Origin of the sequence: Bradyrhizobium ganzhouense (assembly GCF_049949285.1) — a bacterium.
Classification (GTDB): Bacteria; Pseudomonadota; Alphaproteobacteria; order Rhizobiales; family Xanthobacteraceae; genus Bradyrhizobium; species Bradyrhizobium ganzhouense.
On record NZ_CP181318.1, the window covers coordinates 5,951,690 to 5,973,136 of the forward strand.

The following is a 21,447-nucleotide window of genomic DNA, read 5'->3' on the forward strand; positions in this document are numbered from 1 at the left end:
CGGGACAAGCCCGGGCATGACGAACTTCTTCGCGAAAGGCAGTCGGGCCTAACCACTAACTGCACGGTTCCCCATGCGCCTGCGAATCCAGCACACCACGAACTATCGCTACGAGCCGCAGGCCACGAGCGTGATCCAGATCCTGCGCATGACGCCGTGCAGCCATGACGGGCAATATGTGGCGGAATGGCAGATCGACGTCTCGACCGACACCAAGCTCGACATCCATGAGGATGCCTTCGGCAACGTCACCCATGTGCTGTCCTGTGGGCCCGTCGACGACATCAAGATCACCGCCGAGGGGCTGATCGAGACCCACGATACCGGCGGAGTGCTGCGCGGCGCCGACGAGCGCTTTCCCGCCGACATGTTTCTACGCACCACCGATCTCACGACTGTCAATCCGGCGATGGCAGCGGTCGCGCGTCAGTTGCGCAGCGAGGCCGAGAGCGACACGCTCGGCTTCCTGCACACGCTGATGTCGCAAATCAGCGACCACATGACCTTCGACGAAGATCCGACCAACAGCGGCACGTCGGCGGCCGAGGCGTTCACGCTCAAGCGCGGCGTCTGCCAGGACTATGCGCATATCTTCATCGCCTGCGCCCGCACCGGCGGCGTACCGGCGCGCTTCGTGTCCGGACACTTCCTGCGCTCCGACGGCACGGTGCATCAGGACGCCGGCCATGCCTGGGCGGAAGCCTACGTGCCTGATCTCGGCTGGGTCGGCTTCGATCCCGCCAACAGCATCTGCACCACCGACGCCCATGTCCGCGTCGCCATCGGGCTCGATTATCTCGGCGCAGCACCGGTGCGCGGCACCCGCTATGGCGGCGGCGCGGAAACGCTGACGGTCGCGGTCAAGGTCGAGCAGGCCGGCCGCGGCGGCCAGTCGCAATCGCAGTCCCAGCGGCAGAGCTAAGCGCACAGCCCCATCTCGCCAGGCGGCGTGGCCAGCTGACCGCATAAGCCGTGCTACAATCGCAGGGTCAGATCAGACCTGCGAGGGACCCCCATGGCGACCGTGAAGCTGCTTTCGGACGATGAACTCTCCAGTGAGGCGCGCGCCGTATTCGACGATATCCGCAAGGTGCGGCAATCGGATTTCGTCAACAATTTCTGGCGCGCGCTGGCGCATGATCCGAAGACGCTGCGGCGGACCTGGGAAAGCATCAAGGAGGTGATGGCGCCGGGCGCGCTCGACCCCAAGGTCAAGGAGATGCTCTATGTCGCGGTGTCGATCGCGCATGGCTGCAGCTACTGCATCCATTCGCACACCGCCGCCGCACGGGCCAAGGGCATGACCGAGGCCGAATATGGCGAGCTGCTCGCCATCGTCGGCATGGCCGCTGAGACGAACCGGCTGGTCACGGCGCTCGGTGTTCCCGTTGACCAGGCATTTCTCGTCGATGCTGCTGACTGAGCTAGACTTTTTGCCCCGATGACGCATGCCACGGGGGGTTTCATGCGCCTCCGAAATTGGCTACTAGTTTGGCGCCGGCAAAAGCGCTCGCGTTCGGGGACTGGAAATGACCTATTGTTGTGGAATCCTGGTTCGGGACGGGCTGGTCATGATCGCCGATACCCGTACCAATGCCGGCCTCGACAATGTCTCGACCTTCCGCAAGCTGCACATCTTCTCAAAGCCCGGCGACCGCATCATGGCGATCGCCAGCGCCGGCAATCTCGCCATCAGCCAGTCCGTGCTCTCCACCCTGACCGAGGGCCTGGAAGACCCCGACACGGGTGAGATCGAGACGCTGATGAACGCGCCGACCATGTTCCAGGCCGCCCAGCGCATCGGCCGGGCGATCCGGGCGGTGCACGCGACCGAAGGGCCGGCGCTGAAATCCGAGGACGTGTCCTTTGACGTCTCGTTCCTGTTCGGCGGCCAGATCAAGGGCGCGCGCATGCGCCTGTTCATGGTCTACACCGCCGGCAATTTCATCGAGTGCACCACCGACACGCCTTACTTACAAATCGGCGAGCACAAATACGGCAAGCCGGTGCTCGACCGCGCCATGCATTACGACGTCGAGCTCTACGAGGCGCTGAAGACCGGGCTGATCTCGATGGATTCGACTATGCGCTCGAACCTCGGCGTCGGTCTTCCCATCGACGTGCTGGTGGTGCGCAGCGACGCCTGCGACGCCGATCTCAATCATCGCATCGAGGCAGGCGAGCCCTATTTCCACGATTTGCGCTCGCGCTGGTCGGCGGCGTTGCGCGCGGCGCATCAGAACATTCCGCGCCCGCCCTACAAGAACGAAAAAGAACCCAAGACCTGACAACTAAGACCTGACAACTGAAGAAAAGGCAGGAAACGATGAGTGAAGCAAAAAAGATCGCAGTGGTGACGGGTGCGGGCACCGGTGTCGGGCGCGCCGCGTCGCTGGCGCTGATGAACATCGGCTTCACCGTGGTGCTGGTCGGACGCCGGCTCGACATGCTCGAGGAGACCGCGAAGCTCGGCCCCGCAGGCAAGAGCCTGTGCGTCACCGCCGACATGACCAAGCCGGACCAGATCGCCGCGCTGTTCGACAAGGTGAAGGCGACCTACGGCCGCCTCGACGTGCTGTTCAACAATGCCGGCATGGGCGCGCCGGCGGTGAACTTCGAGGACCTCAGCCTCGAGCAGTGGCAAGCGGTGGTGAACACCAACCTCACCGGCCCGTTCCTGTGCACCCAGCACGCCTTCCGCATCATGAAGGACCAGAGCCCGCGCGGCGGCCGCATCATCAACAACGGCTCGATCTCGGCGCATGCGCCGCGGCCGTTTTCGGCGGCCTACACCTCGACCAAGCACGCCATCACCGGCCTGACTAAGGCCTCCAACCTCGACGGCCGCATGTACGACATCGCGGTCGGCCAGGTCGACATCGGCAATGCCGCAACGCCCATGACCGATCGCATGGTCAACGGTCCGGGCGTGCTGCAGCCGGACGGCACCACCAAGCACGAGCCGCGCATGGACGCGAAGGCGGTCGGCGATGCGGTGGCCTACATGGCCGGCCTGCCGCTCGATGCCAACGTGCTGACCATGACGGTCATGGCGAGCAAGATGCCGTTCGTGGGACGGGGCTGACGCAAAAACGCGAAAACAACCCCATGCACAGTAGGCGGCGGGAGCCGCCTGCTGCGGGGGTGACGCAAGTTAAGTCCCCGCGCTATCTCAACAATCGTCATTGCGAGCGCAGCGAAGCAATCCAGACTAGCTCCGCGGAGAGATTCTGGATTGCTTCGTCGCAAGGGCTCCTCGCAATGACGGTGGAGAGGGCGGAGGCCTATTCCAAGCTTTCCACTTGGCGCAGGCTTGGGAACAGCTTCATCCACAAGAGCGCCACCGCCACCGTGCAGACGCCGCCGAGCACGGCGGCGGGCATGGCGCCGAACAGCGCCGCAGTCAGCCCGCTTTCGAACTGGCCGAGCTGGTTCGAGGCATTGATGAAGAGGAAATTGACCGCGCCGACGCGGCCGCGCATCTCATCGGGGGTCGCGAGCTGCACCAGCGAGAAGCGGATCACGACGCTGATCGTGTCGGCGGCGCCGAGAACCGCGAGCGACAGCACCGACAGCCACATCCAGGACGACAGTGCGAACACGATCGTGGCGACCCCGAACACGATCACCGCCTGGAACATGCGCAGGCCGACATGCCGCGTGATGGCGTGCCGCGCCAGCACCATGGTCATCAGCAGCGCGCCGACTGCCGGCGCGGCACGCAGCACGCCGAGCCCGACCGGGCCGGTCTGGAGGATGTCGCGGGCGTAGATCGGCAGCAGCGCGGTGACGCCGCCGAACAGCACCGCGAACAGATCGAGCGAGATGGTGCCGAGGATGGCCGGATTGCTCCGGATGAAGCGAACGCCGGCAAAAATATTGTCGGTGCTCTCGTCCTTGGCCACGGCCTGCGGGCGCGGCCGGATGAAGCCGGTCAGGATCATCCCGAGAATCCAGAACAGCAGCATCACGGCATAGGCGAGATGCGGCGCGATCGCATAGGCAAAGCCGCCGAGCGCGGGCCCGGTGATGGTCGCGACCTGACCGGCGCCGCTCGCTACCGCTGTTGCACGCTGGAGCGAGCCTTGCGGCGCGATCAGCGGCAACAGCGCCGCCGTGGTCGGGCTCTCGAAGGCGCCGGCAATGCCGAGCACGAAGGTCGCGATGAAAATCTGCACCTCGCTGACGGCGCCGAGATAGGTGATCACGGCGAGATAGAGGGCGGTCGCGGCTTCCACGAGCTGGCAGAGCTGGACCACGCGCTTGCGCTCAAAACGGTCGGCGGCGTGGCCGGCGACGAAGACGAGCAGCGCGGTGGGCGCAAATTGCACGAGGCCGACCATGCCGAGGTCGAAGGCCGAGCCGGTGAGATCGTAGATCTGCCAGCCAATCGCGACCGCCGCGATCTGGCTGGAAAAGCGCGACAGGCTGCGCGAGAGCAGGAAGAACAGGAAGGCGCGGTGGCGGAGGAGCTCTCCGGCGCTGACCGCCGGACTGGCTGAAACTGGCTGCTCTGGCATCGCCTCTTCGGTCACGCTCGGCTGGTCCGCCCCTGATATCGGCGCGCCCCGCGTGGCTGACGCGGACCGGCTTGTCAACAGCGGGCGGCTCCGGTGTCGTTCCGGCATTGCGTTTGCAACGCACGCGCGGCCATAATCATTGGGGGTTTGGGGACATCATGCTGCGGCTGCAATCGACACTCGGCGTTTTCGCATTGCTGCTGATCGCCTTCGCGTTGGCGGAGAATCGCCGCGCGGTCTCGCTGCGCCAGGCGCTGATCGGCCTTGTCGTGACTTTCGCCACTGCGATCGTGCTGCTGAAGGTGCCGATCGTGGCGCATGCCTTCGGTGCCATCAACGACGCGGTCGGCGCCATCTCCGCGGCCTCGCGCGCCGGTTCCTCCTTCGTGTTCGGCTATGTCGGCGGCGGTCCCCTGCCCTTCGACCTGAAGGCACCCGGCGCCGATTTCATCCTGGCGTTCCAGGCGCTGCCGATCGTGCTGGTGATGAGCGTGCTGACGACGCTGCTGTTCTATTGGCGCGTGCTGCCGCCGATCGTGCGCGGCATGGCCTGGCTGCTCGAGCGCACGCTCGGCGTCGGCGGCGCGGTCGGGCTCTCGACCGCCGCCAACATCTTCCTCGGCATGGTCGAGGCACCGCTGTTCGTGCGGCCGTATCTGGCGCAGATGAGCCGCAGCGAATTGTTTCTGGTGATGACCGGCGGCATGGCCGGCATCGCCGGCACCGTGCTGGTGCTCTATGCGACGCTGCTGGCGCCGCTTATCCCCGACGCCGCCGCGCACTTCGTCATCGCCTCGGTGCTGGGCGCGCCGGCGGCGATCCTCGTCAGCCTGATCATGGTCCCGGAAACATCCGACAAACGTACCGGCGGCGCGCTTGAAGATCCGGAGATGGAAGTCTCCAGCACGATGGATGCGATCGTGAAAGGCACGAGCGCGGGGATCGAGCTGCTGATCAACATCGTCGCGATGCTGCTGGTGCTGGTGGCGCTGGTCTATCTCGTCAACGCCATCCTCGGCCTGCTGCCAAATATCGGCGGCGCGGCAATCTCGCTGCAACGGTTGCTCGGCCTCGTGATGGCGCCGGTGTGCTGGCTGATGGGATTACCGTGGGATCAAGCCGTCACCGCCGGCAGCCTGATGGGCACGAAAACCGTGCTCAACGAGCTGATCGCCTATGTCGACTTCTCGAAGCTGCCGCCGGGTACGCTCGACCCGCGCTCGCGCCTGATCATGCTCTACGCGATGTGCGGCTTCGCCAACTTCGCCAGCCTCGGCATCATGATCGGCGGCCTGGGGGTGATGGCGCCGGGGCGGCGCGACGAGATCAATGCGCTCGGATTGAAGTCGGTCGTGTCAGGCACGCTGACGACATGCTTGATGGGCGCGATCGTCGGGGTGTTGAGTTAGCAACGAGCTCGTAGCCCGGATGGAGCGCAGCGCAATCCGGGAAAGTCTGTCCGTCGCGAGCAGCGGCCCCGGATTTCGCTTCGCTCCATCCGGGCTACGAATTCCGCACGTCAGGTCAGCGGATGCTCTAAGCCAAACTTGAGGCCACGGCGCGAAATGCCGTGACCGCGCGCTCAATATCCGCATCATCGATATGGCGATGGGTCACACAGCGCAAGCGATGCCGACCCCAAGGCCTCGCCCGCAGGCCCGCCTTCTCCAGAGCCTCCGACCACGCGGCGCTGTCACGCCCGGAGAGAGAGACATCGACCTGAACGATATTCGTCTGCGGGATTGTCGCGCTGATCTTCGGATGCATCGCGTTCAATGCATCGCTCAGGGTTCGCGCACGCCGGTGGTCCTCGCCCAGGCGCGCACCCATGACCTGAACCGCCTCCAGGCCTGCTGCGGCCAGGATACCGATCTGGCGCTGCGTGCCTCCCAGCATGCGGCGAAACCTGCGGCTTCGGTCGATCACGTCGCGCGGCCCGGCGAGCACGGCACCTGCCGGCGCGCTCAGGCCCTTCGACAGACACAGGGAGACCGTGTCGCAGTGCTTCGCAACCTCGGCCGGCGTCGTTTCAAGCGCGACCGCGGCGTTGAAGAGCCGCGCGCCGTCGAGATGCACCGGGACGCCGCGGGCCGAGGCCATGGCGTGCACGGCCTGCATATGCTCCAGCGGTAGCACTGCGCCGCTTGCGTTATTGTGCGATGTCTCCATCGCGACAAGGGCGGTCTTGAGCTTGAGCCCTTCGCCCTGCAAGGCGTCTTCCAGCAAATTCAGGTCCATCGCGCCGTCGGTACCGGCAATGGCGAGGTAGAACTGCCCTGTAAACGTCGCCGCCCCTCGTTCGGAGGTGTACATATGGGCATTCGCTTCCAACGCGATCTGTTCGCTGCGCTGCGACTGCGCCAGCGTCGCCAGCAGATTGGCCATGGTGCAGCTCGGCACAAACAGGCCGGCGTCCTTGCCCAACGCCGCCGCCGCGACGGCCTCCAACTCCCGCACCGTGGGGTCACCGTCCAGCCCGTCATCGCCGAGCGGCGCCGAGGCCATGCGGGCATACATCGCTTCGGTCGGCTTGGTGACCGTATCGCTGCGCAGGTCGACAGGTGGCAACCCCGCGCCCGCCGGACTCGTGTCGTGTTGTGCCATTGCGAGAACCTTCAGAGCGCTTGCCGCGTCATTCGTAGACTGCCGGGTCGCCGGAATCGGTCGGATTGGCCAGCGCGCGCTTGAGGGCGGCGCTCATCGGAAATTTCAGGTTGAGGCCATGCGGCGGAATTGGTGAATTGAAGTATTTGTCGTACAGCGCCGCAATCTGTCCGCTCTTGATCAGGTCGATCACGGCGTCGTCGACCACCTTCTTGAAAGCAGGATCATCTTTGGGTTCGACGATGCCGTAAGGCGCCATCTCGAGACCCTTGCTACCGATCAAGAAGTCATCCGGCGTCCTGGACGAGGCGACCGTGGCATAGGCGAGACCGTCATCGTTGGCTGAGCCGGCCACCCGGCCCGTCGACACCAACAAGAAGGTCTCGGCGGTGTCCTTGGCCGGCACGACCGTGATGCCAAGATTGCTCTTGGCGTTGATCAGCGTAATCACCTTGAAAGTCTGGCCGCCGGCCTGGGCGGAGATAGCCTTGCCGCGAAACGAAGCCGGGTCATTGACATCGACCCCGCCATCCTTGCGCGCGACGAGGACGACCTGCGCAACGAAGGTGGTGGGAGCAAAGGCGGCAAGTTTATGCCGCTCGAGATTATTGGTCGTGTTGCCGCATTCGAGATCGATCGTACCGTTAGCGAGCAGCTGAATGCGCGTCGCCGAGGTGATGGGGTTGTAGCGAGTCTCGAGCTTGGGAAGCTTGAGGGCCGTCTTGATCGCCTGCACCACGTGTTCGCAGATCTCCACGGTATAGCCGATCGGCTTCTGGTTACCGTCGAGATAGGCGAAGGGCACCGAGGTCTCGGGATACCCCAATGTGATCGAGCCGCTCTCACGGATCTTGTCCAGCCTGCTCGCCCCCTGGGCCATGGCCTCGTTGCAAAAAAGAAGGACAGCGACGGTCGCCGTGGCGAGTGCCGTGATCGTTGTCGCTTTCATCTTGTCCCTCTCTTGCCTCTCTTGGCGAATGTCCGTGACGCCGTGCGCGGTGGGTGAGCAACGACGGGCTGCTCCGTGCGAACGGATTCATGCTCTGGACTATCGTCCAAAAGCCCGATCTGATGAAATTCCAGTTTCACACTCTCCTATACGGATTTGATATGGCCACCAGGCGCATGGGCCTGAAGCATGTGGAGGCTTTTCGGGCGGTCTTCGTGACGGGATCGATGACGCAGGCGGCTTTGCGCATGCACACCTCGCAGCCCCAGATCAGCCGCCTGATCGGACAGTTGGAAGCGATCACGCAATTCCCGCTGTTCGACCGCAGTGGCGGCCGCCTCCGCCCGACCGTGGACGGTTCGCGCTTCTTCCAGGAGGTGGAGAAGACTTTCATCGGCTTGGCGGGGCTGGAGGCCAGCGCAGCCAGCATCCGCTCGTTCGGTATGGGTCGGCTAAGCGTTGCGGCGATGCCGCGCCTGGCCGGCGGCCTGCTGACGCGCATCGCGGCGCGTTTCAAAATGGACTATCCGCATGTGATGATCTCGATCCGTTCCGGCACGGCGAGCGCCGTGCACGACTGGGTCAGCTCCGGGCTCTGCGACACCGGGCTCGCCATGCTCTACGGCGAGGTTGCGGGGGTGCATGTCGAACCGGTGCTCAAGACCCGTTGCGTCGCGATCATGCCGAAGGCGCATCGTCTTGCGCAGAAGAAGACGCTGCGCCCCGCCGATTTCGCCAATGAGGCCTTCATCTCCTTTGCCACGGGGAGTCCGCTCCATGATCGCATCGATACGATCTTCACGCAGGCTGACGTGACGCGCCGCGTCGTTGCCGAGACCGACCTGGGCGCATCCGTTTGTGCCCTGGTCGCGGCGGGTCTTGGCATCAGCATCATCAACCCGATTGCCGCGCATGACGAAAGCGCTGGTGCGGCTCTGATTACGCGCCCGTTCAATCCTGCTGTCCCCGTGACGATCGCGCTGCTCTATCCACCCTATGCCGCGCGCGGCCGGTTGATCGATGCTTTTGGCAAATATGCTCGCACGATCATGAGTGAAGAATTGGGTTACCTTGAGCGGTAGCCGGCCGTTAGCTGCGTAGCCCGGATGGAGCGAAGCGCAATCCGGGGCCGCCTTCTCCGCGGAGAGACTTTCCCGGATTTCGCTTCGCTCCATCCGGGCTACAAGAGCCCCGTCATTGCGAACGGGAATCTCTAAGCCTTCAACTCCACCGTCTTGAACTCCGCCGGCAAAATCACCTCCAGCAGTTCGACGTCATCCGAGTAGTCCAAGATCATGTGCTTGATCTTCGGCGGCTGGGTCCAGGCGCTGCCTTCCTTCATCAAGGTCTCGCCCTCCCCGTCCATGTAGGTCTTCACCCAGCCCTTGAGGACGTAGACCATCTGGAATTCGACGTCGTGGAAGTGCAGCTTCGACACTTCGTCCGGATTGCAGGGGCCTTGCAGCCGGATCACATGCGCTTGTGCGAGGCCGTGGCTTGCAGCTGCAATGCCGAGGTCGCGGTATTTTGCGTAGGCACGCAGCCCGTCGGCTTTGAAATCTTCCTCGCGGTGATGGCTGATCGCGATGCGCTGCTTGGGGCGGGCGGGTTTCTTGGCGGCGGCCTTGGCCGCTGTTGTGCGCGCCTTCGACTTCACCGCCTTGCGTGCGGATGATCTCGCGGCGGTCTTTGCGCCGCTCCGCTTCTTCGCCGCGGTCTGGGCTGCGCTGCGCGATTTTGCTTTCTTGGCCATGGGCGGCCTCCCCTGTTGTTATGCGAGGAGGCTAACACGGAAACAGCTTCGTAGGATGGGTTAGCGTCAGCGTAACCCACCATGCTTCGGCAAGTGCGGAACGAAGTTGGTGGATTACGCTTCGCTAATCCACCCTACGCGCCGTCTGCCCGCTTCAATTCAGCCGAAACACGCCGTCCACAGCGCGGAGTTCGGCCGGCTTGATCAGCTTGGAATGCGCCACCGTCACCGAATGCAGCGGACCGTCGAGCTTCTCGGTCCAGAACGCCAGGAAGTCGGTAAGCGCCGGGAATTTCGGAAACATGTCGTAGTTCTGCCAGACATAGGTCTGAAGCAGCGACGGGTGATCCGGCATCCGGTAGAGAATTTGGGCCGTCGTCAGCCCGTAGCCCAGCAACTGTTTCCGGAAATCCTCGGAAACGGCCCCAACCTGCAATCCCATGCCAACCTCCTTTGCAGGAGCGCATTCAGGGGGTGGCTTGGTCCGGTACGCCGCTTACGAGCCACCCGGTGGAGATGCGCTCACATGCGAGAAATGTGACGCAAACTGACAACCCATCTCAAGCCCAAAAGTTTAACAAGCTGTTGAAATTCAATGCTTTAGCAGCAGAGACGGCTCCGTGCTAATACGGCCCCAAGACGCCTCCCAAGCTCGGTTAACGATGGTAAAGAGATTTTGGCAGCCGGGCCTTCAGAGTGCCGAATTTTCTGCTAGAAGCCCTTGCCCCCGCAAAATTCCTGTCCTATTTCAGCCTCGCCTGTGCTAGCACTCGCTGGCACAGACTGCTAACGCCCAAAAATCATCAACTCGTGCAAATGCTTAGGAGAGCTGCATGAAATTCCGTCCGCTTCACGACCGCGTCGTGGTCAAGCGCATCGACGCAGAAGAGAAGACTGCCGGCGGCATCATCATCCCCGACACTGCCAAGGAAAAGCCCTCGCAGGGTGAAGTCGTCGCTGTTGGCCCGGGTGGCCGCGACGAAGCCGGCAAGCTGATCCCGATCGACCTGAAGGTCGGCGACCGCGTGCTGTTCGGCAAGTGGTCCGGCACCGAGGTCAAGATCGACAACGTCGATCTGCTGATCATGAAGGAAAGCGACATCATGGGCGTCCTCGACGTCCCCGCTTCCAAGAAGAAGGCGGCCTAACGGCCCCTCCCTCCCTCCAGTCAAACCCTCAAGGAAAAAATCCACATGGCAGCCAAAGAAGTCAAATTCTCGGTTGAAGCGCGCGACAAGATGCTGCGCGGCGTCGACATCCTCGCCAACGCGGTGAAGGTCACGCTCGGTCCGAAGGGCCGCAACGTCGTGCTCGACAAGTCGTTCGGCGCTCCCCGCATCACCAAGGACGGCGTCACCGTCGCCAAGGAGATCGAGCTCGAGGACAAGTTCGAGAACATGGGCGCGCAGATGGTGCGCGAAGTCGCTTCCAAGTCCGCTGACGCGGCCGGCGACGGCACCACCACCGCGACCGTGCTCGCGGCCGCGATCGTGAAGGAAGGCGCCAAGTCGGTTGCCGCCGGCATGAACCCGATGGACCTCAAGCGCGGTATCGACCTCGCGGTCGAAGCCGTGGTCGCGGACCTCGTCAAGAACTCCAAGAAGGTCACCTCGAACGACGAGATTGCCCAGGTCGGCACCATCTCGGCGAACGGCGATGCCGAGATCGGCAAGTTCCTCTCCGACGCCATGAAGAAGGTCGGCAACGAGGGTGTCATCACCGTCGAGGAAGCCAAGTCGCTCGAGACCGAGCTCGACGTCGTCGAGGGCATGCAGTTCGACCGCGGCTACATCTCGCCCTACTTCGTCACCAACGCCGACAAGATGCGCGTTGAGATGGACGACGCCTACATCCTCATCAACGAGAAGAAGCTCTCCTCGCTGAACGAGCTGCTCCCGCTGCTCGAGGCCGTGGTGCAGACCGGCAAGCCGCTGGTCATCGTCGCCGAGGACGTCGAAGGCGAGGCTCTGGCCACGCTCGTTGTGAACCGTCTGCGCGGTGGTCTGAAGGTCGCGGCCGTCAAGGCTCCGGGCTTCGGCGATCGCCGCAAGGCCATGCTGCAGGACATCGCGATCCTGACCGGCGGCCAGGCGATCTCGGAAGATCTCGGCATCAAGCTCGAGAACGTCACGCTCAACATGCTCGGTCGCGCCAAGAAGGTGATGATCGACAAGGAGAACACCACGATCGTCAACGGCGCCGGCAAGAAGGCCGACATCGAGGCGCGCGTGGCCCAGATCAAGGCGCAGATCGAGGAAACCACCTCGGACTACGACCGTGAGAAGCTCCAGGAGCGTCTCGCCAAGCTCGCGGGCGGCGTCGCGGTGATCCGCGTCGGCGGCGCGACCGAGGTCGAGGTGAAGGAGCGCAAGGATCGCGTTGATGACGCGATGCATGCGACCCGCGCGGCTGTCGAGGAAGGCATCGTCCCGGGCGGCGGCGTCGCCCTGCTCCGTGCTTCCGAGCAGCTCAAGGGCCTGCGCACCAAGAACGACGACCAGAAGACCGGCGTCGAGATCGTGCGCAAGGCGCTCTCCGCGCCCGCTCGCCAGATCGCGATCAACGCCGGTGAAGACGGCTCGGTGATCGTCGGCAAGGTGCTGGAGAACAAGGCCTACGCTTTCGGCTTCGACTCCCAGACCGGTGAATACGGCGACCTCGTCAAGAAGGGCATCATCGACCCGACCAAGGTGGTCCGTACCGCGATCCAGAACGCAGCCTCGGTTGCGGCCCTGCTGATCACCACGGAAGCCATGGTCGCCGAGCTGCCCAAGAAGGGCGGCGCAGGTCCCGCGATGCCCCCGGGCGGCGGCATGGGCGGCATGGACTTCTAAGTCGCTCAACCACACCAGTAATGAACTTGAAGAGGCCCGGCAAACCGGGCCTCTTTGCTTTTGTTGAACTCGCGCAAGAGTTGCGCTACGTTCGCGTCGATTGCAGACGGGACGTATATTGAAGTGTATAAGACCCGTATCCACGAGATTATCTGGTTTCCCTACCGGCCCGAGTGGAAGCTCATCGGTCCGCTGCTCGTACTGCTATTCCTCGCGGTCGCTGCTACCGGATTGGTCAATGCAATAGACCTGTTCGGCTTGTTCAATTCGATCGTCGCAAAGAATGCCGGAAATCTGGCTTCCTGGATGGTCATCGTCCTTCTCGCACTCTGTCTGGTTTTTTGCGTTTATTCCGCGCGATCGGATTACATCTCCATCTACGCGGCACTACTGCCCTGCTTTGTAACGACCTTGGTAATCGTCTCCCTGTCGCTCTATCTCACGTCCAAGACAATCGAAATGAAATCCCTATTCCAGGCGGCGACGGGCGCACTCGGTTCGTTGATGTTCACGGGACGCGTCATTCAATCCGGGGGCGTCGATCTTGGAGCTCTTGGCGCGGTCCGGCGACGCATCGAGCAGAAGACCCAATCGTGCTTGCAGACCCCCATCTCCGACAGTTCGTTCTCGTCGCGACGGAAGGAACTCGTTGAGGAAGTAAAGAAGCTCAGCGATGAACTGAAGAAAGCCGCCCCGGAGACTGTAAATCAAACTCTCGTGGAGAAGGCCATCAAGTCGCTGCAAGGCTTTCTGGCGAGAAGTGAAATGGTCAATCATGACGATTTTCTGCAAGACCTGAGCGAAGGCAATGACTCCCTAATTCAGGTACTCAAACGGATTGGCGGGCGGAGGTACGATGACGCCTAAGATTCCATTCTATTATTTGACTCTGGATGGAGACGATCCCTGCAAGTGGTCTCCGTTCGGCACATCGCTGCTGGACGTGGGAATGTCGACAAAACAGGAGCTGGCAAGTTCGAACTTCTCGAACAAGAAGCAATTTTCCGTATCCATCGTCTGTCAGAAGCATGACCAAGTCGCCGATCAGGCGATCTCGCAATGTGTGGGATGCCTCGTACCAGGTGAGTACTTGAAGCCCCAGCATCAACAATATTTCTCGGAGCAATTTCACATCTTCAGCAACAGGTTGATGGAATTGAACACCAAGGTGCTGCCAGTCTTAGGATTCGAGATATTTGTCGTTGGCCAGGATGGAGCCGAAGAAACGATCAAGCGGGCGATGGCGCTCAAGGAAAGACTCATTGTCACCGGTGTCGACGAGCGGCTGGTCCGCATCGACATCGTTCGCGATCAGGCCAGGCTTGCCGCTATATCAAAGCTGCGCCTGCTGAACATCGCACATACTCGCGCGGCAGTGACTTTGCCAGCTTAACTTTCACGGTAACAGAATGTCTGCAAAAGATGTCAGATTCGGCCGCGAAGCCCGCGAACGCATGCTGCGCGGCGTCGACATTCTCGCCAACGCGGTGAAGGTCACGCTCGGTCCGAAGGGCCGCAACGTCGTGCTCGACAAGTCGTTCGGCGCTCCCCGTATCACCAAGGACGGCGTCACCGTCGCCAAGGAGATCGAGCTCGAGGACAAGTTCGAGAACATGGGCGCGCAGATGGTGCGCGAAGTCGCCTCCAAGTCCGCTGACGCGGCCGGCGACGGCACCACCACCGCCACCGTGCTCGCCCAGGCGATCGTGCGCGAGGGCGCCAAGTCGGTTGCCGCCGGCATGAACCCGATGGACCTGAAGCGTGGTATCGACCTGGCCGTGGAAGCCGTGGTCGCCGACCTCGTCAAGAACTCCAAGAAGGTCACCTCGAACGACGAGATCGCCCAGGTTGGCACCATCTCCGCCAACGGCGATGCCGAAATCGGCAAGTTCCTCTCCGACGCCATGAAGAAGGTCGGCAACGAGGGCGTCATCACCGTCGAGGAAGCCAAGTCGCTCGAGACCGAGCTCGACGTCGTCGAGGGCATGCAGTTCGACCGCGGCTACATCTCGCCCTACTTCGTCACCAACGCCGACAAGATGCGCGTCGAGATGGACGACGCCTACATCCTCATCAACGAGAAGAAGCTCTCCTCGCTGAACGAGCTGCTCCCGCTGCTCGAGGCCGTGGTGCAGACCGGCAAGCCGCTGGTCATCCTCGCCGAGGACGTCGAGGGCGAAGCCCTTGCCACCCTCGTCGTCAACCGCCTCCGTGGCGGCCTGAAGGTCGCGGCCGTCAAGGCTCCGGGCTTCGGCGATCGCCGCAAGGCCATGCTGCAGGACATCGCGATCCTGACCGGCGGCCAGGCGATCTCGGAAGATCTCGGCATCAAGCTCGAGAACGTCACGCTCAACATGCTCGGTCGCGCCAAGAAGGTGATGATCGACAAGGAGAACACCACGATCGTCAACGGCGCCGGCAAGAAGGCCGACATCGAGGCGCGCGTGGCCCAGATCAAGGCGCAGATCGAGGAAACCACCTCGGACTACGACCGTGAGAAGCTCCAGGAGCGTCTCGCCAAGCTCGCTGGCGGCGTCGCGGTGATCCGCGTCGGCGGCGCGACCGAGGTCGAGGTGAAGGAGCGCAAGGATCGCGTTGATGACGCGATGCATGCGACCCGCGCGGCTGTCGAGGAAGGCATCGTCCCGGGCGGCGGCGTCGCCCTGCTCCGTGCTGGACAGGCGGTGATCCGCGACCTAGAGGAAGAGCCGGAGAGCCTGTCCGACGCGGCGATGTCGGACACGCATGAGCTCGGAAAGCTACTGCGCAAGCAGTCCCTGCTGAACGATGACCTCTTGATCGAGATATTGGATTCGATCGAGAAGCTGGTGAATTCCGACAGCCCGTTCATCTATCCGGACTTCTTCTTTCACCGAGTCCACCAGCTACGACTTCCGGAGACCCTGGAATCCGAGCTGATCGACTTCCTGACACAATTGATTCTAGACTTTCGAAAGGCGCGGCAATCCGAACGCAGAAGGTCAAGGCGGCCGAGATACAATTCGGACGTCAGGGCCGGCATCGACATCGTAATGAAAGCTTTGGCGGAGCCCGCTCGCCAGATCGCGATCAACGCCGGTGAAGACGGCTCGGTGATCGTCGGCAAGGTGCTGGAGAACAAGGCCTACGCTTTCGGCTTCGACTCCCAGACCGGTGAATACGGCGACCTCGTCAAGAAGGGCATCATCGACCCGACCAAGGTGGTCCGTACCGCGATCCAGAACGCAGCCTCGGTTGCGGCCCTGCTGATCACCACCGAAGCCATGGTCGCCGAGCTGCCCAAGAAGGGCGGCGCAGGTCCCGCGATGCCCCCGGGCGGCGGCATGGGCGGCATGGACTTCTAAGTCCGGCCATTCAGGCAAGACACGAAATGCGAAACCCCGGCAGCGATGCCGGGGTTTTTGTTTGCGGGGCCCGTCATTCCGGGGCGCGCAAAGCGCGAGCCCGGAATGACAGTCGGGCCTCACCCCACCTTCCCCATCCGCTCCGGGCGCAGCTCGCCTCTGGAATCGAGCGACCAGAAGATCCGCGTCACCTTGCCGACGAGATTGTCCATCGGGATGAAGCCCATCACCGACTTGAAGCGGCTGTCGGTCGAGTTGTCGCGGTTGTCGCCCATCGCGAAGAAATGGCCTGGAGGCACGGTGTAGACTTCGGTGTTGTCGGCAAAACCGTTGTCGACGCAGTCATACGTGATGTAGCTCGCGCCGTTCGGCATCGTCTCGCGCCAGCGCTTGACCCTTGTACCGACCTCGCCGCCGCAGGCGGCGCCGGCGGACACCTCCTTCAGGGCGGCGCGCGTCACCGGCTTGTCGTTGAGGAAGAGCTGACCCTGCCGCATCTGGATGCGGTCGCCGGGCAGCCCAACCACGCGCTTCACATAATCGACCGAATTATCTTTCGGCGACCGGAATACGACGACGTCGCCGTAGTGGGGGTCCGCGGCGCGGAAGCGGCCGGAGATCCATGACGGCGCGAAGGGGAACGAGTAGCGGCCATAGCCATAGGCATATTTTGCGGCGAAGATGTAATCACCAACGACCAGCGTCGGCATCATCGAGCCGGACGGGATGTTGAACGGCTGATACAGGAAGATGCGAAACAGGACGGGTGGCGACCACAGCACGGGGACGAGCAGGATCAGGATGACGATCGCCTTCCACTCGCTGGATCTGGCCCGCGGCCGGATGGTGTTCTCAAGAGTGGTCATCGCCTGTCTTGCCCGGGATTGTCGCGGCCACAGAATTGCGCAACCTGTGGGCGTGCGCAATCCTAGCCTTGCATGACTTGGTCGTCGAACTGCCGGGCGGCGTTCAAAATGGCTCGCCCGTCGGCGATCAACTGCGCGACACGTCCTGGAAACACGCCCTCACCCAGTCGATCGTCACGCGCGTTGCGGCGTCGCGCTTGAGGTGGTTTTGCACGAGCAGCCAGACGTCGCGGCGCTTCGGCAGCAGCGTGGCGCGCAGGCGGCGATCGCCGAGCAGCTCCGCGCAAACATACTCCGGCAGCACGCCGGCGGCCCGATGCGCGCGGATCAGGTTGCGGATGACGCGAACGTTGTCGGTGACGCAGCGCGCGCGGGCTTTCTTCGTGCGCAGGAATTGCATCTCGGGAATGGCGCCTAACTCGTCCGGATAGGCGCACAGCATCGGCTCGCCTTCGGTCGCAACAGGCTCGAAATAATAGATACGGATGTCGCCGAGCCTGGAGATCGCGAAATCGCCCTTTTCGGGCTTGCGCAGCCGGATGGCGAGATCGGCTTCCCAGCGCGAGAATTTGACGTTCTCGCTCGAGGTCAGGAATTGCAGCGTCAGGCCGGGATTGGCGCGCAGGAAGTCGCTCGCGCGCGGCGACAGCACTTCCTCCGCGACCGTGTTGGTGGAGGCGATGCGCAGGCGTCCCACCGGACCTTCCAGGCTCGCACCGACGCGACCGATCTCGGCGGCATGCGCGGCCATCGCCTCGACATGCGCCAGCACTGCCTCGCAACTCAGCGTCGGCCTGCGGACGCCGTCGGCCGCCTCGAACAGACGCAAACCGAGCGCACGCTCGATGCGCGACAGCCTGCGCCCGACCGTGGTCTCGTCGATGCGCAGCCGCGCGCTGGCGCCCGCGTAGGTGCCCTCGTCCCTGACGGCAGCGATGATGCGCAGATCGTCCCAGTTCATCGCTCAAGGTTATAACGGCTGGGCGCAGCCTGCAATATCGCAGCCACCCGCTGCAATATCCCTGCATATCAGCAGGCATTCCCGGAGCTATGTTTGTCGCGCCTTTTGCCCCGGAGATTTCCAGACCATGACGACCGCAAAGACCCTGCTGCAACTCGCCGGTGCCGACCTCAACCCGCCGCGTCTCGGCGACGCCGCGCTGGTGCTGATCGATATCCAGAACGAATATCTCGCCGGTCCTCTCGCTTTGCCCGACGCCAGGCCCGCGATCGCGCGAGCGGCTTCGCTCCTGGCACGGGCGCGCGAGAGCGGAGCAGCGATCATCCATATCGCCCATCGCGGCAAGGCCGGCAGCCTGTTCGATCGCGACGCCGACCGAGGCGCCATCGTCGCCGAGCTCACCCCCCGTGCCGGCGAGTTGGTGATCGAGAAGGAGCTGCCGAACGCGTTTGCCGGCACGGATTTGCAGGCGCGCCTTGCCGCGACTGACAGGAAGAACATCGTACTGGCCGGCTTCATGACGCATATGTGCGTCAGCTCCACGGCGCGCGCCGCGCTCGACCTCGGCTTTCGCACGACGATCGACGCCGATTCCTGCGCCACGCGCGACCTGCCCGACGGCCGCGGCGGCACGCTCGACGCCCGGACCATCCACGAGGTTGCACTCGCCGAGCTATCCGACCGCTTCGCAATCATCGCGCGCGGCGATACGCTGGCATAACGGAGCAACGCGATGCTGCAACTCTATTTCTCGCCGATGGCCTGCTCGCTTGCGAGCCGCATCGCGCTGATGGAAGCAGGCCTCGATGCGCGTTATCACCTGGTGCATCTCGGGACCAAGACGGTCGCGGACGACGACGGTGATTTTCGCGGCATCTCGCCGAAGGGCGCGGTGCCGGTTCTGGTGCTGGAGAACGGCGAGCGGCTGACGGAAAGCGCAGCGGTGCTGCAATACATTGCCGACCTGAACCCCGAGCGCGGCCTCGCGCCGCGGCCCGGCGATCCCGACCGCTACCGCCTGCAGGAATGGCTGAGCTTCGTCGGCGCCGAGATCCACAAGGCCTTCCTGTTTCCGACCTTCTGGTACAAGGATGAGGGCTCGCTCGCCAAGCCGCGCGCGAGGATCGCTCAGACATTGTCGGTGCCGGCAGCCCATCTGACGGACCGTGAATTCCTCGTTGGCCAACGCTTCACCGTTGCGGATGCGCATCTCACCTGGGCTTTGCTGCTGCTCCGCGCCGCAGGTGTCGACGTCGCGCAATGGCCGTCATTGTCGGCCTATCTCGAACGTATGCAGGCGCGGCCCGCCGTCAGGGAAGCAATTGCAATCGAGATGGCGCTACGCAAGACAATGGCCGCAAGCGCGGCGTGACAGGGTCACTGGCGCGGGCGATGGCGAATGGGTTAGATCTTGTGACCGACTGAATTTTCACGACGGGAACAAGATCATGACATCGCATGACGCTGGGAAGCTATTGGCAGGCAAGGTGGCGCTGGTGACCGGCGCAGGGCGCGGGCTGGGCCGCGCCTTTGCAGAGAGGCTCGCCGCACTCGGCGCTGATGTCGCCATCCACGGCATGCGCGAGAACGGGCCGGCAGAATATGGCGAGGGCACGACGCTGACCGCGGTGGCCGCGGAGATCGGCCAGCAGTTCGGCGTCCGCAGCCACCGCGTACTCGGCGATCTCACCAAGGGCGACGACATCGCGCGCGTGGTTGCCGAGACGGAAGGAGCGCTCGGCGGAATCGACATTCTCGTGCACAATGCCGGCGGCGATATCGCAGCCGCCGGCGGCAAGCCCGATCCGAACGACGCGGTGAATATCAAGGAGGCCGATGTGCGCGCGGTGCTGGAGCGCAATCTGCTCTCGACCATCCTGACCTGCCAGGCGGTCGCTAAGGGCATGATGGAACGGCGGCGTGGCCGCATCGTCACGCTCGGTTCGGTCGCAGCTTTCAAGGGGCGAACCAACGGTTCGATCTATGCGGTGTCGAAGGCCGGCGTGACCCACTACACGCGATGCCTGGCCGACCAGCTCCGCGAATATGACATCGCCGTCAATTGCATCGCGCCCGGCGACACCCGCACCGGCCGCTTCCTTGGCACCCGTGCGGTGGACCCCAACCGGATGGTCGAGACCGGCACGCTCGACCGCATCGCGACCGTCGACGAGGTCGCGCGCGTCGTCGAGTTCTTCGCAGGTCCGATGGGCGCCTTCGTCTCCGGCCAGGTGCTGCGGATAGACGGCGGCGGGCAGTGCTGGCCGGGCTGACTAGAACGCGCGACGCAAAAAAAGAAAAGGGCCGCAGCAGGCGGCCCTTTTGCATTGTCTGGAATTGGTTGAGATCAGTCGACCCGCGCCAGCACCGCGAGCTTGCGGATGCCCTTGTTGCGATAGGCGTCGAGGAACGCGTAATAGTCCTTGAACGACACGCAGCCGTTGGAATCGCCATTCGGCCCGAGCATGAAGGTGTGGGCGAGCAGGCCGTCGCGGCCGTAGATCGCGCTCTCGCCGCCGATCGGGGTCAGACGCAGCGCCGGCACGCCGTGGAACAGCGCTTCGCGCGGCTTCAGATTGTAGATGTGCGGCGGCGTCACGCCGCGCATGCGGACCCGCGACGAACGGGGATCGTCGAGATTGGAGCCGAGGCCGGAATGCGCCTCGAGCTTGGTGCCGTCGGGCAGGTAAACCGTCTTGGCGGTGATATCATAGACCGCGGTATCGCGCCCATAGGGCGCCGAACCGCCGAGCATGGGGTTCTGCTCCTTCGGCGCGATGGCCGATGTCACGCTGGCATCGGCCGAAGCATAAGCGAGCAAGCCGCCGGACGGCTCGCGCTTGCCCCAGAGCTTCTCAACCATCGACTGGCGCGGACCGGTGATCGACATCACCGCGGCCTTGGCGCGATCGGCAAACGACTTTGGCTTGGCTTCAGGCGCCGGCACGATCTCGGCCGGATTGGCCGACGCGAGTTGCACCGGTGCATCAGCGCTGCGCTTGCCCTTCGCAACATCCGCAACCTTGTCGGCGACCTTCTCGGCCACCTTGGCCGGATTGAGCGGTTTCAGCGCTTCCGCGACCTTCGCGATGACGGTCGGTTTCGGCGCGGCTTCGGCGACCGCAGGCGCAGCGCTCGCCGCGTTGGACTCGACGCCTTGCGTCGCCGCCGCGGCAAAGCGCTCGTTGAACATCTCGCGTGAAATCGGTGCAGCCACCTGCAGCCGGTCAGGCAGCAGCGCAAAGGTTTCCCGGATGGCCTCGCCTGCCTCGCGCAGCGCGACCTTGGGCGCACGCTTGATCACGGGCTCGTCGTAGCCCGCACTGCCGACGGTCGGATAGACGCTGGCTGCGAAGATGTTGTTGTAGACGGTCCAGCCGGCAAGCACGACGCAGCCGATCACGGCCGCGCCAAGCACGTTTTGCGTGGTCATTTTCCGGGAAGACTTCCGATGAAAATTTTCTGGCTTCCGTGCCGCGTAACTTTGCGCAGCGATACTCGTACTCATTCGCCTTGCGTCCAGGACGGTGTCACTCAGTCCCCCTTCGAAGTGCCGCTGGTCACGATCCGGAACCAGCATTTCGCAGAGGGTCGGAGCGTCATTAAGGCGACTTTT

General features: G+C 63.5%; 22 protein-coding genes. 14 read left to right on the forward strand and 8 right to left on the reverse strand.

Annotated elements, in window-relative coordinates:
* Window positions 1–73: 73 nt before the first annotated feature.
* The 4 genes from ACLFLU_RS27480 (at window position 74) to ACLFLU_RS27495 (ending at window position 3,085) form a co-directional block, all read left to right on the forward strand.
* Entirely contained in the window at window positions 74–922 is an 849-nt protein-coding gene (locus ACLFLU_RS27480; protein ID WP_426407893.1) for a transglutaminase family protein, read from the forward strand.
* A 93-nt stretch (window positions 923–1,015) separates the two neighbouring features.
* Window positions 1,016–1,423 carry a carboxymuconolactone decarboxylase family protein gene (locus ACLFLU_RS27485; RefSeq protein ID WP_426407894.1) on the forward strand — a complete coding sequence of 136 codons (408 nt, stop codon included), beginning with the start codon at window positions 1,016–1,018 and terminating at the stop codon, window positions 1,421–1,423.
* A 106-nt stretch (window positions 1,424–1,529) separates the two neighbouring features.
* Complete coding sequence (locus ACLFLU_RS27490) at window positions 1,530–2,288, forward strand: peptidase (RefSeq protein ID WP_426407895.1); 759 nt, start codon at window positions 1,530–1,532, stop codon at window positions 2,286–2,288.
* A gap of 38 nt (window positions 2,289–2,326) precedes the next feature.
* Window positions 2,327–3,085 (forward strand): SDR family oxidoreductase, encoded by a 759-nt coding sequence (locus ACLFLU_RS27495; RefSeq protein WP_426407896.1) that lies wholly within the window; start codon window positions 2,327–2,329, stop codon window positions 3,083–3,085.
* A gap of 199 nt (window positions 3,086–3,284) precedes the next feature.
* On the opposite strand, the gene ACLFLU_RS27500 is transcribed toward ACLFLU_RS27495, so the two are convergent.
* Window positions 3,285–4,520, reverse strand: coding sequence for an MFS transporter (locus tag ACLFLU_RS27500; RefSeq protein ID WP_426407897.1), 1,236 nt, complete (start codon window positions 4,518–4,520; stop codon window positions 3,285–3,287).
* A 158-nt stretch (window positions 4,521–4,678) separates the two neighbouring features.
* On the opposite strand from ACLFLU_RS27500, the gene ACLFLU_RS27505 reads away from it, so the two are divergent.
* Window positions 4,679–5,929 carry a NupC/NupG family nucleoside CNT transporter gene (locus tag ACLFLU_RS27505; RefSeq protein ID WP_426407898.1) on the forward strand — a complete coding sequence of 417 codons (1,251 nt, stop codon included), beginning with the start codon at window positions 4,679–4,681 and terminating at the stop codon, window positions 5,927–5,929.
* A gap of 127 nt (window positions 5,930–6,056) precedes the next feature.
* Here the strand turns inward: ACLFLU_RS27505 and ACLFLU_RS27510 are convergent, their stop codons facing one another.
* Both ACLFLU_RS27510 and ACLFLU_RS27515 read right to left on the reverse strand, forming a co-directional pair.
* Window positions 6,057–7,124, reverse strand: coding sequence for a threonine aldolase family protein (locus tag ACLFLU_RS27510; RefSeq protein ID WP_426407899.1), 1,068 nt, complete (start codon window positions 7,122–7,124; stop codon window positions 6,057–6,059).
* A 28-nt stretch (window positions 7,125–7,152) separates the two neighbouring features.
* Window positions 7,153–8,073: an amino acid ABC transporter substrate-binding protein gene (locus ACLFLU_RS27515; protein WP_426407900.1), complete on the reverse strand. Its 921-nt coding sequence runs from the start codon at window positions 8,071–8,073 to the stop codon at window positions 7,153–7,155.
* 161 nt (window positions 8,074–8,234) lie between these two features.
* Here ACLFLU_RS27515 and ACLFLU_RS27520 point away from each other — a divergent pair, with 161 nt between their 5' ends.
* On the forward strand, window positions 8,235–9,155 hold the full coding sequence (locus ACLFLU_RS27520; RefSeq protein WP_426407901.1) for a LysR substrate-binding domain-containing protein: 921 nt from the start codon (window positions 8,235–8,237) through the stop codon (window positions 9,153–9,155).
* A 131-nt stretch (window positions 9,156–9,286) separates the two neighbouring features.
* On the opposite strand, the gene ACLFLU_RS27525 is transcribed toward ACLFLU_RS27520, so the two are convergent.
* Both ACLFLU_RS27525 and ACLFLU_RS27530 read right to left on the reverse strand, forming a co-directional pair.
* Entirely contained in the window at window positions 9,287–9,826 is a 540-nt protein-coding gene (locus ACLFLU_RS27525; protein WP_426407902.1) for a cupin domain-containing protein, read from the reverse strand.
* 154 nt (window positions 9,827–9,980) lie between these two features.
* Entirely contained in the window at window positions 9,981–10,268 is a 288-nt protein-coding gene (locus tag ACLFLU_RS27530; RefSeq protein WP_426407903.1) for an usg protein, read from the reverse strand.
* Window positions 10,269–10,659: 391 nt separating this feature from the next.
* Here ACLFLU_RS27530 and ACLFLU_RS27535 point away from each other — a divergent pair, with 391 nt between their 5' ends.
* From ACLFLU_RS27535 to groL (ACLFLU_RS27555), 5 genes are all read left to right on the forward strand, one after another.
* Complete coding sequence (locus ACLFLU_RS27535) at window positions 10,660–10,974, forward strand: co-chaperone GroES (protein WP_008139213.1); 315 nt, start codon at window positions 10,660–10,662, stop codon at window positions 10,972–10,974.
* A 45-nt stretch (window positions 10,975–11,019) separates the two neighbouring features.
* Window positions 11,020–12,660, forward strand: a complete 1,641-nt coding sequence (gene groL, locus ACLFLU_RS27540; protein WP_426407904.1) for a chaperonin GroEL — start codon at window positions 11,020–11,022, stop codon at window positions 12,658–12,660.
* A 123-nt stretch (window positions 12,661–12,783) separates the two neighbouring features.
* On the forward strand, window positions 12,784–13,527 hold the full coding sequence (locus ACLFLU_RS27545) for a hypothetical protein (protein ID WP_426407905.1): 744 nt from the start codon (window positions 12,784–12,786) through the stop codon (window positions 13,525–13,527).
* The gene (locus tag ACLFLU_RS27550) at window positions 13,517–14,053 is read left to right on the forward strand and encodes a hypothetical protein (RefSeq protein ID WP_426407906.1); all 537 of its coding nucleotides are present in this window, start codon (window positions 13,517–13,519) and stop codon (window positions 14,051–14,053) included. Before ACLFLU_RS27545 ends, ACLFLU_RS27550 begins: the two co-directional genes overlap by 11 nt.
* 16 nt (window positions 14,054–14,069) lie before the next feature.
* A complete protein-coding gene (gene groL, locus ACLFLU_RS27555; protein ID WP_426407907.1) occupies window positions 14,070–16,004 on the forward strand; it encodes a chaperonin GroEL in 1,935 nt (644 codons plus the stop codon).
* 119 nt (window positions 16,005–16,123) lie between these two features.
* On the opposite strand, the gene lepB is transcribed toward groL (ACLFLU_RS27555), so the two are convergent.
* A complete protein-coding gene (gene lepB / locus ACLFLU_RS27560; RefSeq protein ID WP_426407908.1) occupies window positions 16,124–16,870 on the reverse strand; it encodes a signal peptidase I in 747 nt (248 codons plus the stop codon).
* 127 nt (window positions 16,871–16,997) lie between these two features.
* On the reverse strand, window positions 16,998–17,831 hold the full coding sequence (locus tag ACLFLU_RS27565; RefSeq protein ID WP_426407909.1) for a LysR family transcriptional regulator: 834 nt from the start codon (window positions 17,829–17,831) through the stop codon (window positions 16,998–17,000).
* Between the two features lie 127 nt (window positions 17,832–17,958).
* Between ACLFLU_RS27565 and ACLFLU_RS27570 the strand changes: the two genes are divergently transcribed.
* The 3 genes from ACLFLU_RS27570 (at window position 17,959) to ACLFLU_RS27580 (ending at window position 20,104) form a co-directional block, all read left to right on the forward strand.
* The gene (locus ACLFLU_RS27570) at window positions 17,959–18,552 is read left to right on the forward strand and encodes a cysteine hydrolase family protein (RefSeq protein WP_426407910.1); all 594 of its coding nucleotides are present in this window, start codon (window positions 17,959–17,961) and stop codon (window positions 18,550–18,552) included.
* Between the two features lie 12 nt (window positions 18,553–18,564).
* Entirely contained in the window at window positions 18,565–19,203 is a 639-nt protein-coding gene (locus ACLFLU_RS27575) for a glutathione binding-like protein (protein ID WP_426407911.1), read from the forward strand.
* A gap of 76 nt (window positions 19,204–19,279) precedes the next feature.
* Window positions 19,280–20,104 carry an SDR family NAD(P)-dependent oxidoreductase gene (locus tag ACLFLU_RS27580; RefSeq protein WP_426407912.1) on the forward strand — a complete coding sequence of 275 codons (825 nt, stop codon included), beginning with the start codon at window positions 19,280–19,282 and terminating at the stop codon, window positions 20,102–20,104.
* Between the two features lie 74 nt (window positions 20,105–20,178).
* Here the strand turns inward: ACLFLU_RS27580 and ACLFLU_RS27585 are convergent, their stop codons facing one another.
* Window positions 20,179–21,264 carry a DUF2778 domain-containing protein gene (locus ACLFLU_RS27585; RefSeq protein ID WP_426407913.1) on the reverse strand — a complete coding sequence of 362 codons (1,086 nt, stop codon included), beginning with the start codon at window positions 21,262–21,264 and terminating at the stop codon, window positions 20,179–20,181.
* Between the last annotated feature and the right edge of the window lie 183 nt (window positions 21,265–21,447).

What these genes read in the sequence shown, in the direction of transcription:
- ACLFLU_RS27585 (WP_426407913.1), bottom strand. Translation starts at nt 21,264, where the DNA reads ATGACCACGCAAAACGTGCTTGGCGCGGCCGTGATCGGCTGCGTCGTG.
- ACLFLU_RS27480 (WP_426407893.1), top strand. Translation starts at nt 74, where the DNA reads ATGCGCCTGCGAATCCAGCACACCACGAACTATCGCTACGAGCCGCAG.
- ACLFLU_RS27550 (WP_426407906.1), top strand. Translation starts at nt 13,517, where the DNA reads ATGACGCCTAAGATTCCATTCTATTATTTGACTCTGGATGGAGACGAT.
- ACLFLU_RS27510 (WP_426407899.1), bottom strand. Translation starts at nt 7,124, where the DNA reads ATGGCACAACACGACACGAGTCCGGCGGGCGCGGGGTTGCCACCTGTC.
- ACLFLU_RS27580 (WP_426407912.1), top strand. Translation starts at nt 19,280, where the DNA reads ATGACATCGCATGACGCTGGGAAGCTATTGGCAGGCAAGGTGGCGCTG.
- ACLFLU_RS27530 (WP_426407903.1), bottom strand. Translation starts at nt 10,268, where the DNA reads ATGGGATTGCAGGTTGGGGCCGTTTCCGAGGATTTCCGGAAACAGTTG.
- ACLFLU_RS27485 (WP_426407894.1), top strand. Translation starts at nt 1,016, where the DNA reads ATGGCGACCGTGAAGCTGCTTTCGGACGATGAACTCTCCAGTGAGGCG.
- ACLFLU_RS27495 (WP_426407896.1), top strand. Translation starts at nt 2,327, where the DNA reads ATGAGTGAAGCAAAAAAGATCGCAGTGGTGACGGGTGCGGGCACCGGT.
- ACLFLU_RS27505 (WP_426407898.1), top strand. Translation starts at nt 4,679, where the DNA reads ATGCTGCGGCTGCAATCGACACTCGGCGTTTTCGCATTGCTGCTGATC.
- groL (WP_426407907.1), top strand. Translation starts at nt 14,070, where the DNA reads ATGTCTGCAAAAGATGTCAGATTCGGCCGCGAAGCCCGCGAACGCATG.
- ACLFLU_RS27570 (WP_426407910.1), top strand. Translation starts at nt 17,959, where the DNA reads ATGACGACCGCAAAGACCCTGCTGCAACTCGCCGGTGCCGACCTCAAC.
- groL (WP_426407904.1), top strand. Translation starts at nt 11,020, where the DNA reads ATGGCAGCCAAAGAAGTCAAATTCTCGGTTGAAGCGCGCGACAAGATG.
- ACLFLU_RS27535 (WP_008139213.1), top strand. Translation starts at nt 10,660, where the DNA reads ATGAAATTCCGTCCGCTTCACGACCGCGTCGTGGTCAAGCGCATCGAC.
- ACLFLU_RS27500 (WP_426407897.1), bottom strand. Translation starts at nt 4,520, where the DNA reads ATGCCAGAGCAGCCAGTTTCAGCCAGTCCGGCGGTCAGCGCCGGAGAG.
- ACLFLU_RS27490 (WP_426407895.1), top strand. Translation starts at nt 1,530, where the DNA reads ATGACCTATTGTTGTGGAATCCTGGTTCGGGACGGGCTGGTCATGATC.
- ACLFLU_RS27575 (WP_426407911.1), top strand. Translation starts at nt 18,565, where the DNA reads ATGCTGCAACTCTATTTCTCGCCGATGGCCTGCTCGCTTGCGAGCCGC.
- ACLFLU_RS27515 (WP_426407900.1), bottom strand. Translation starts at nt 8,073, where the DNA reads ATGAAAGCGACAACGATCACGGCACTCGCCACGGCGACCGTCGCTGTC.
- lepB (WP_426407908.1), bottom strand. Translation starts at nt 16,870, where the DNA reads ATGACCACTCTTGAGAACACCATCCGGCCGCGGGCCAGATCCAGCGAG.
- ACLFLU_RS27525 (WP_426407902.1), bottom strand. Translation starts at nt 9,826, where the DNA reads ATGGCCAAGAAAGCAAAATCGCGCAGCGCAGCCCAGACCGCGGCGAAG.
- ACLFLU_RS27520 (WP_426407901.1), top strand. Translation starts at nt 8,235, where the DNA reads ATGGCCACCAGGCGCATGGGCCTGAAGCATGTGGAGGCTTTTCGGGCG.
- ACLFLU_RS27565 (WP_426407909.1), bottom strand. Translation starts at nt 17,831, where the DNA reads ATGAACTGGGACGATCTGCGCATCATCGCTGCCGTCAGGGACGAGGGC.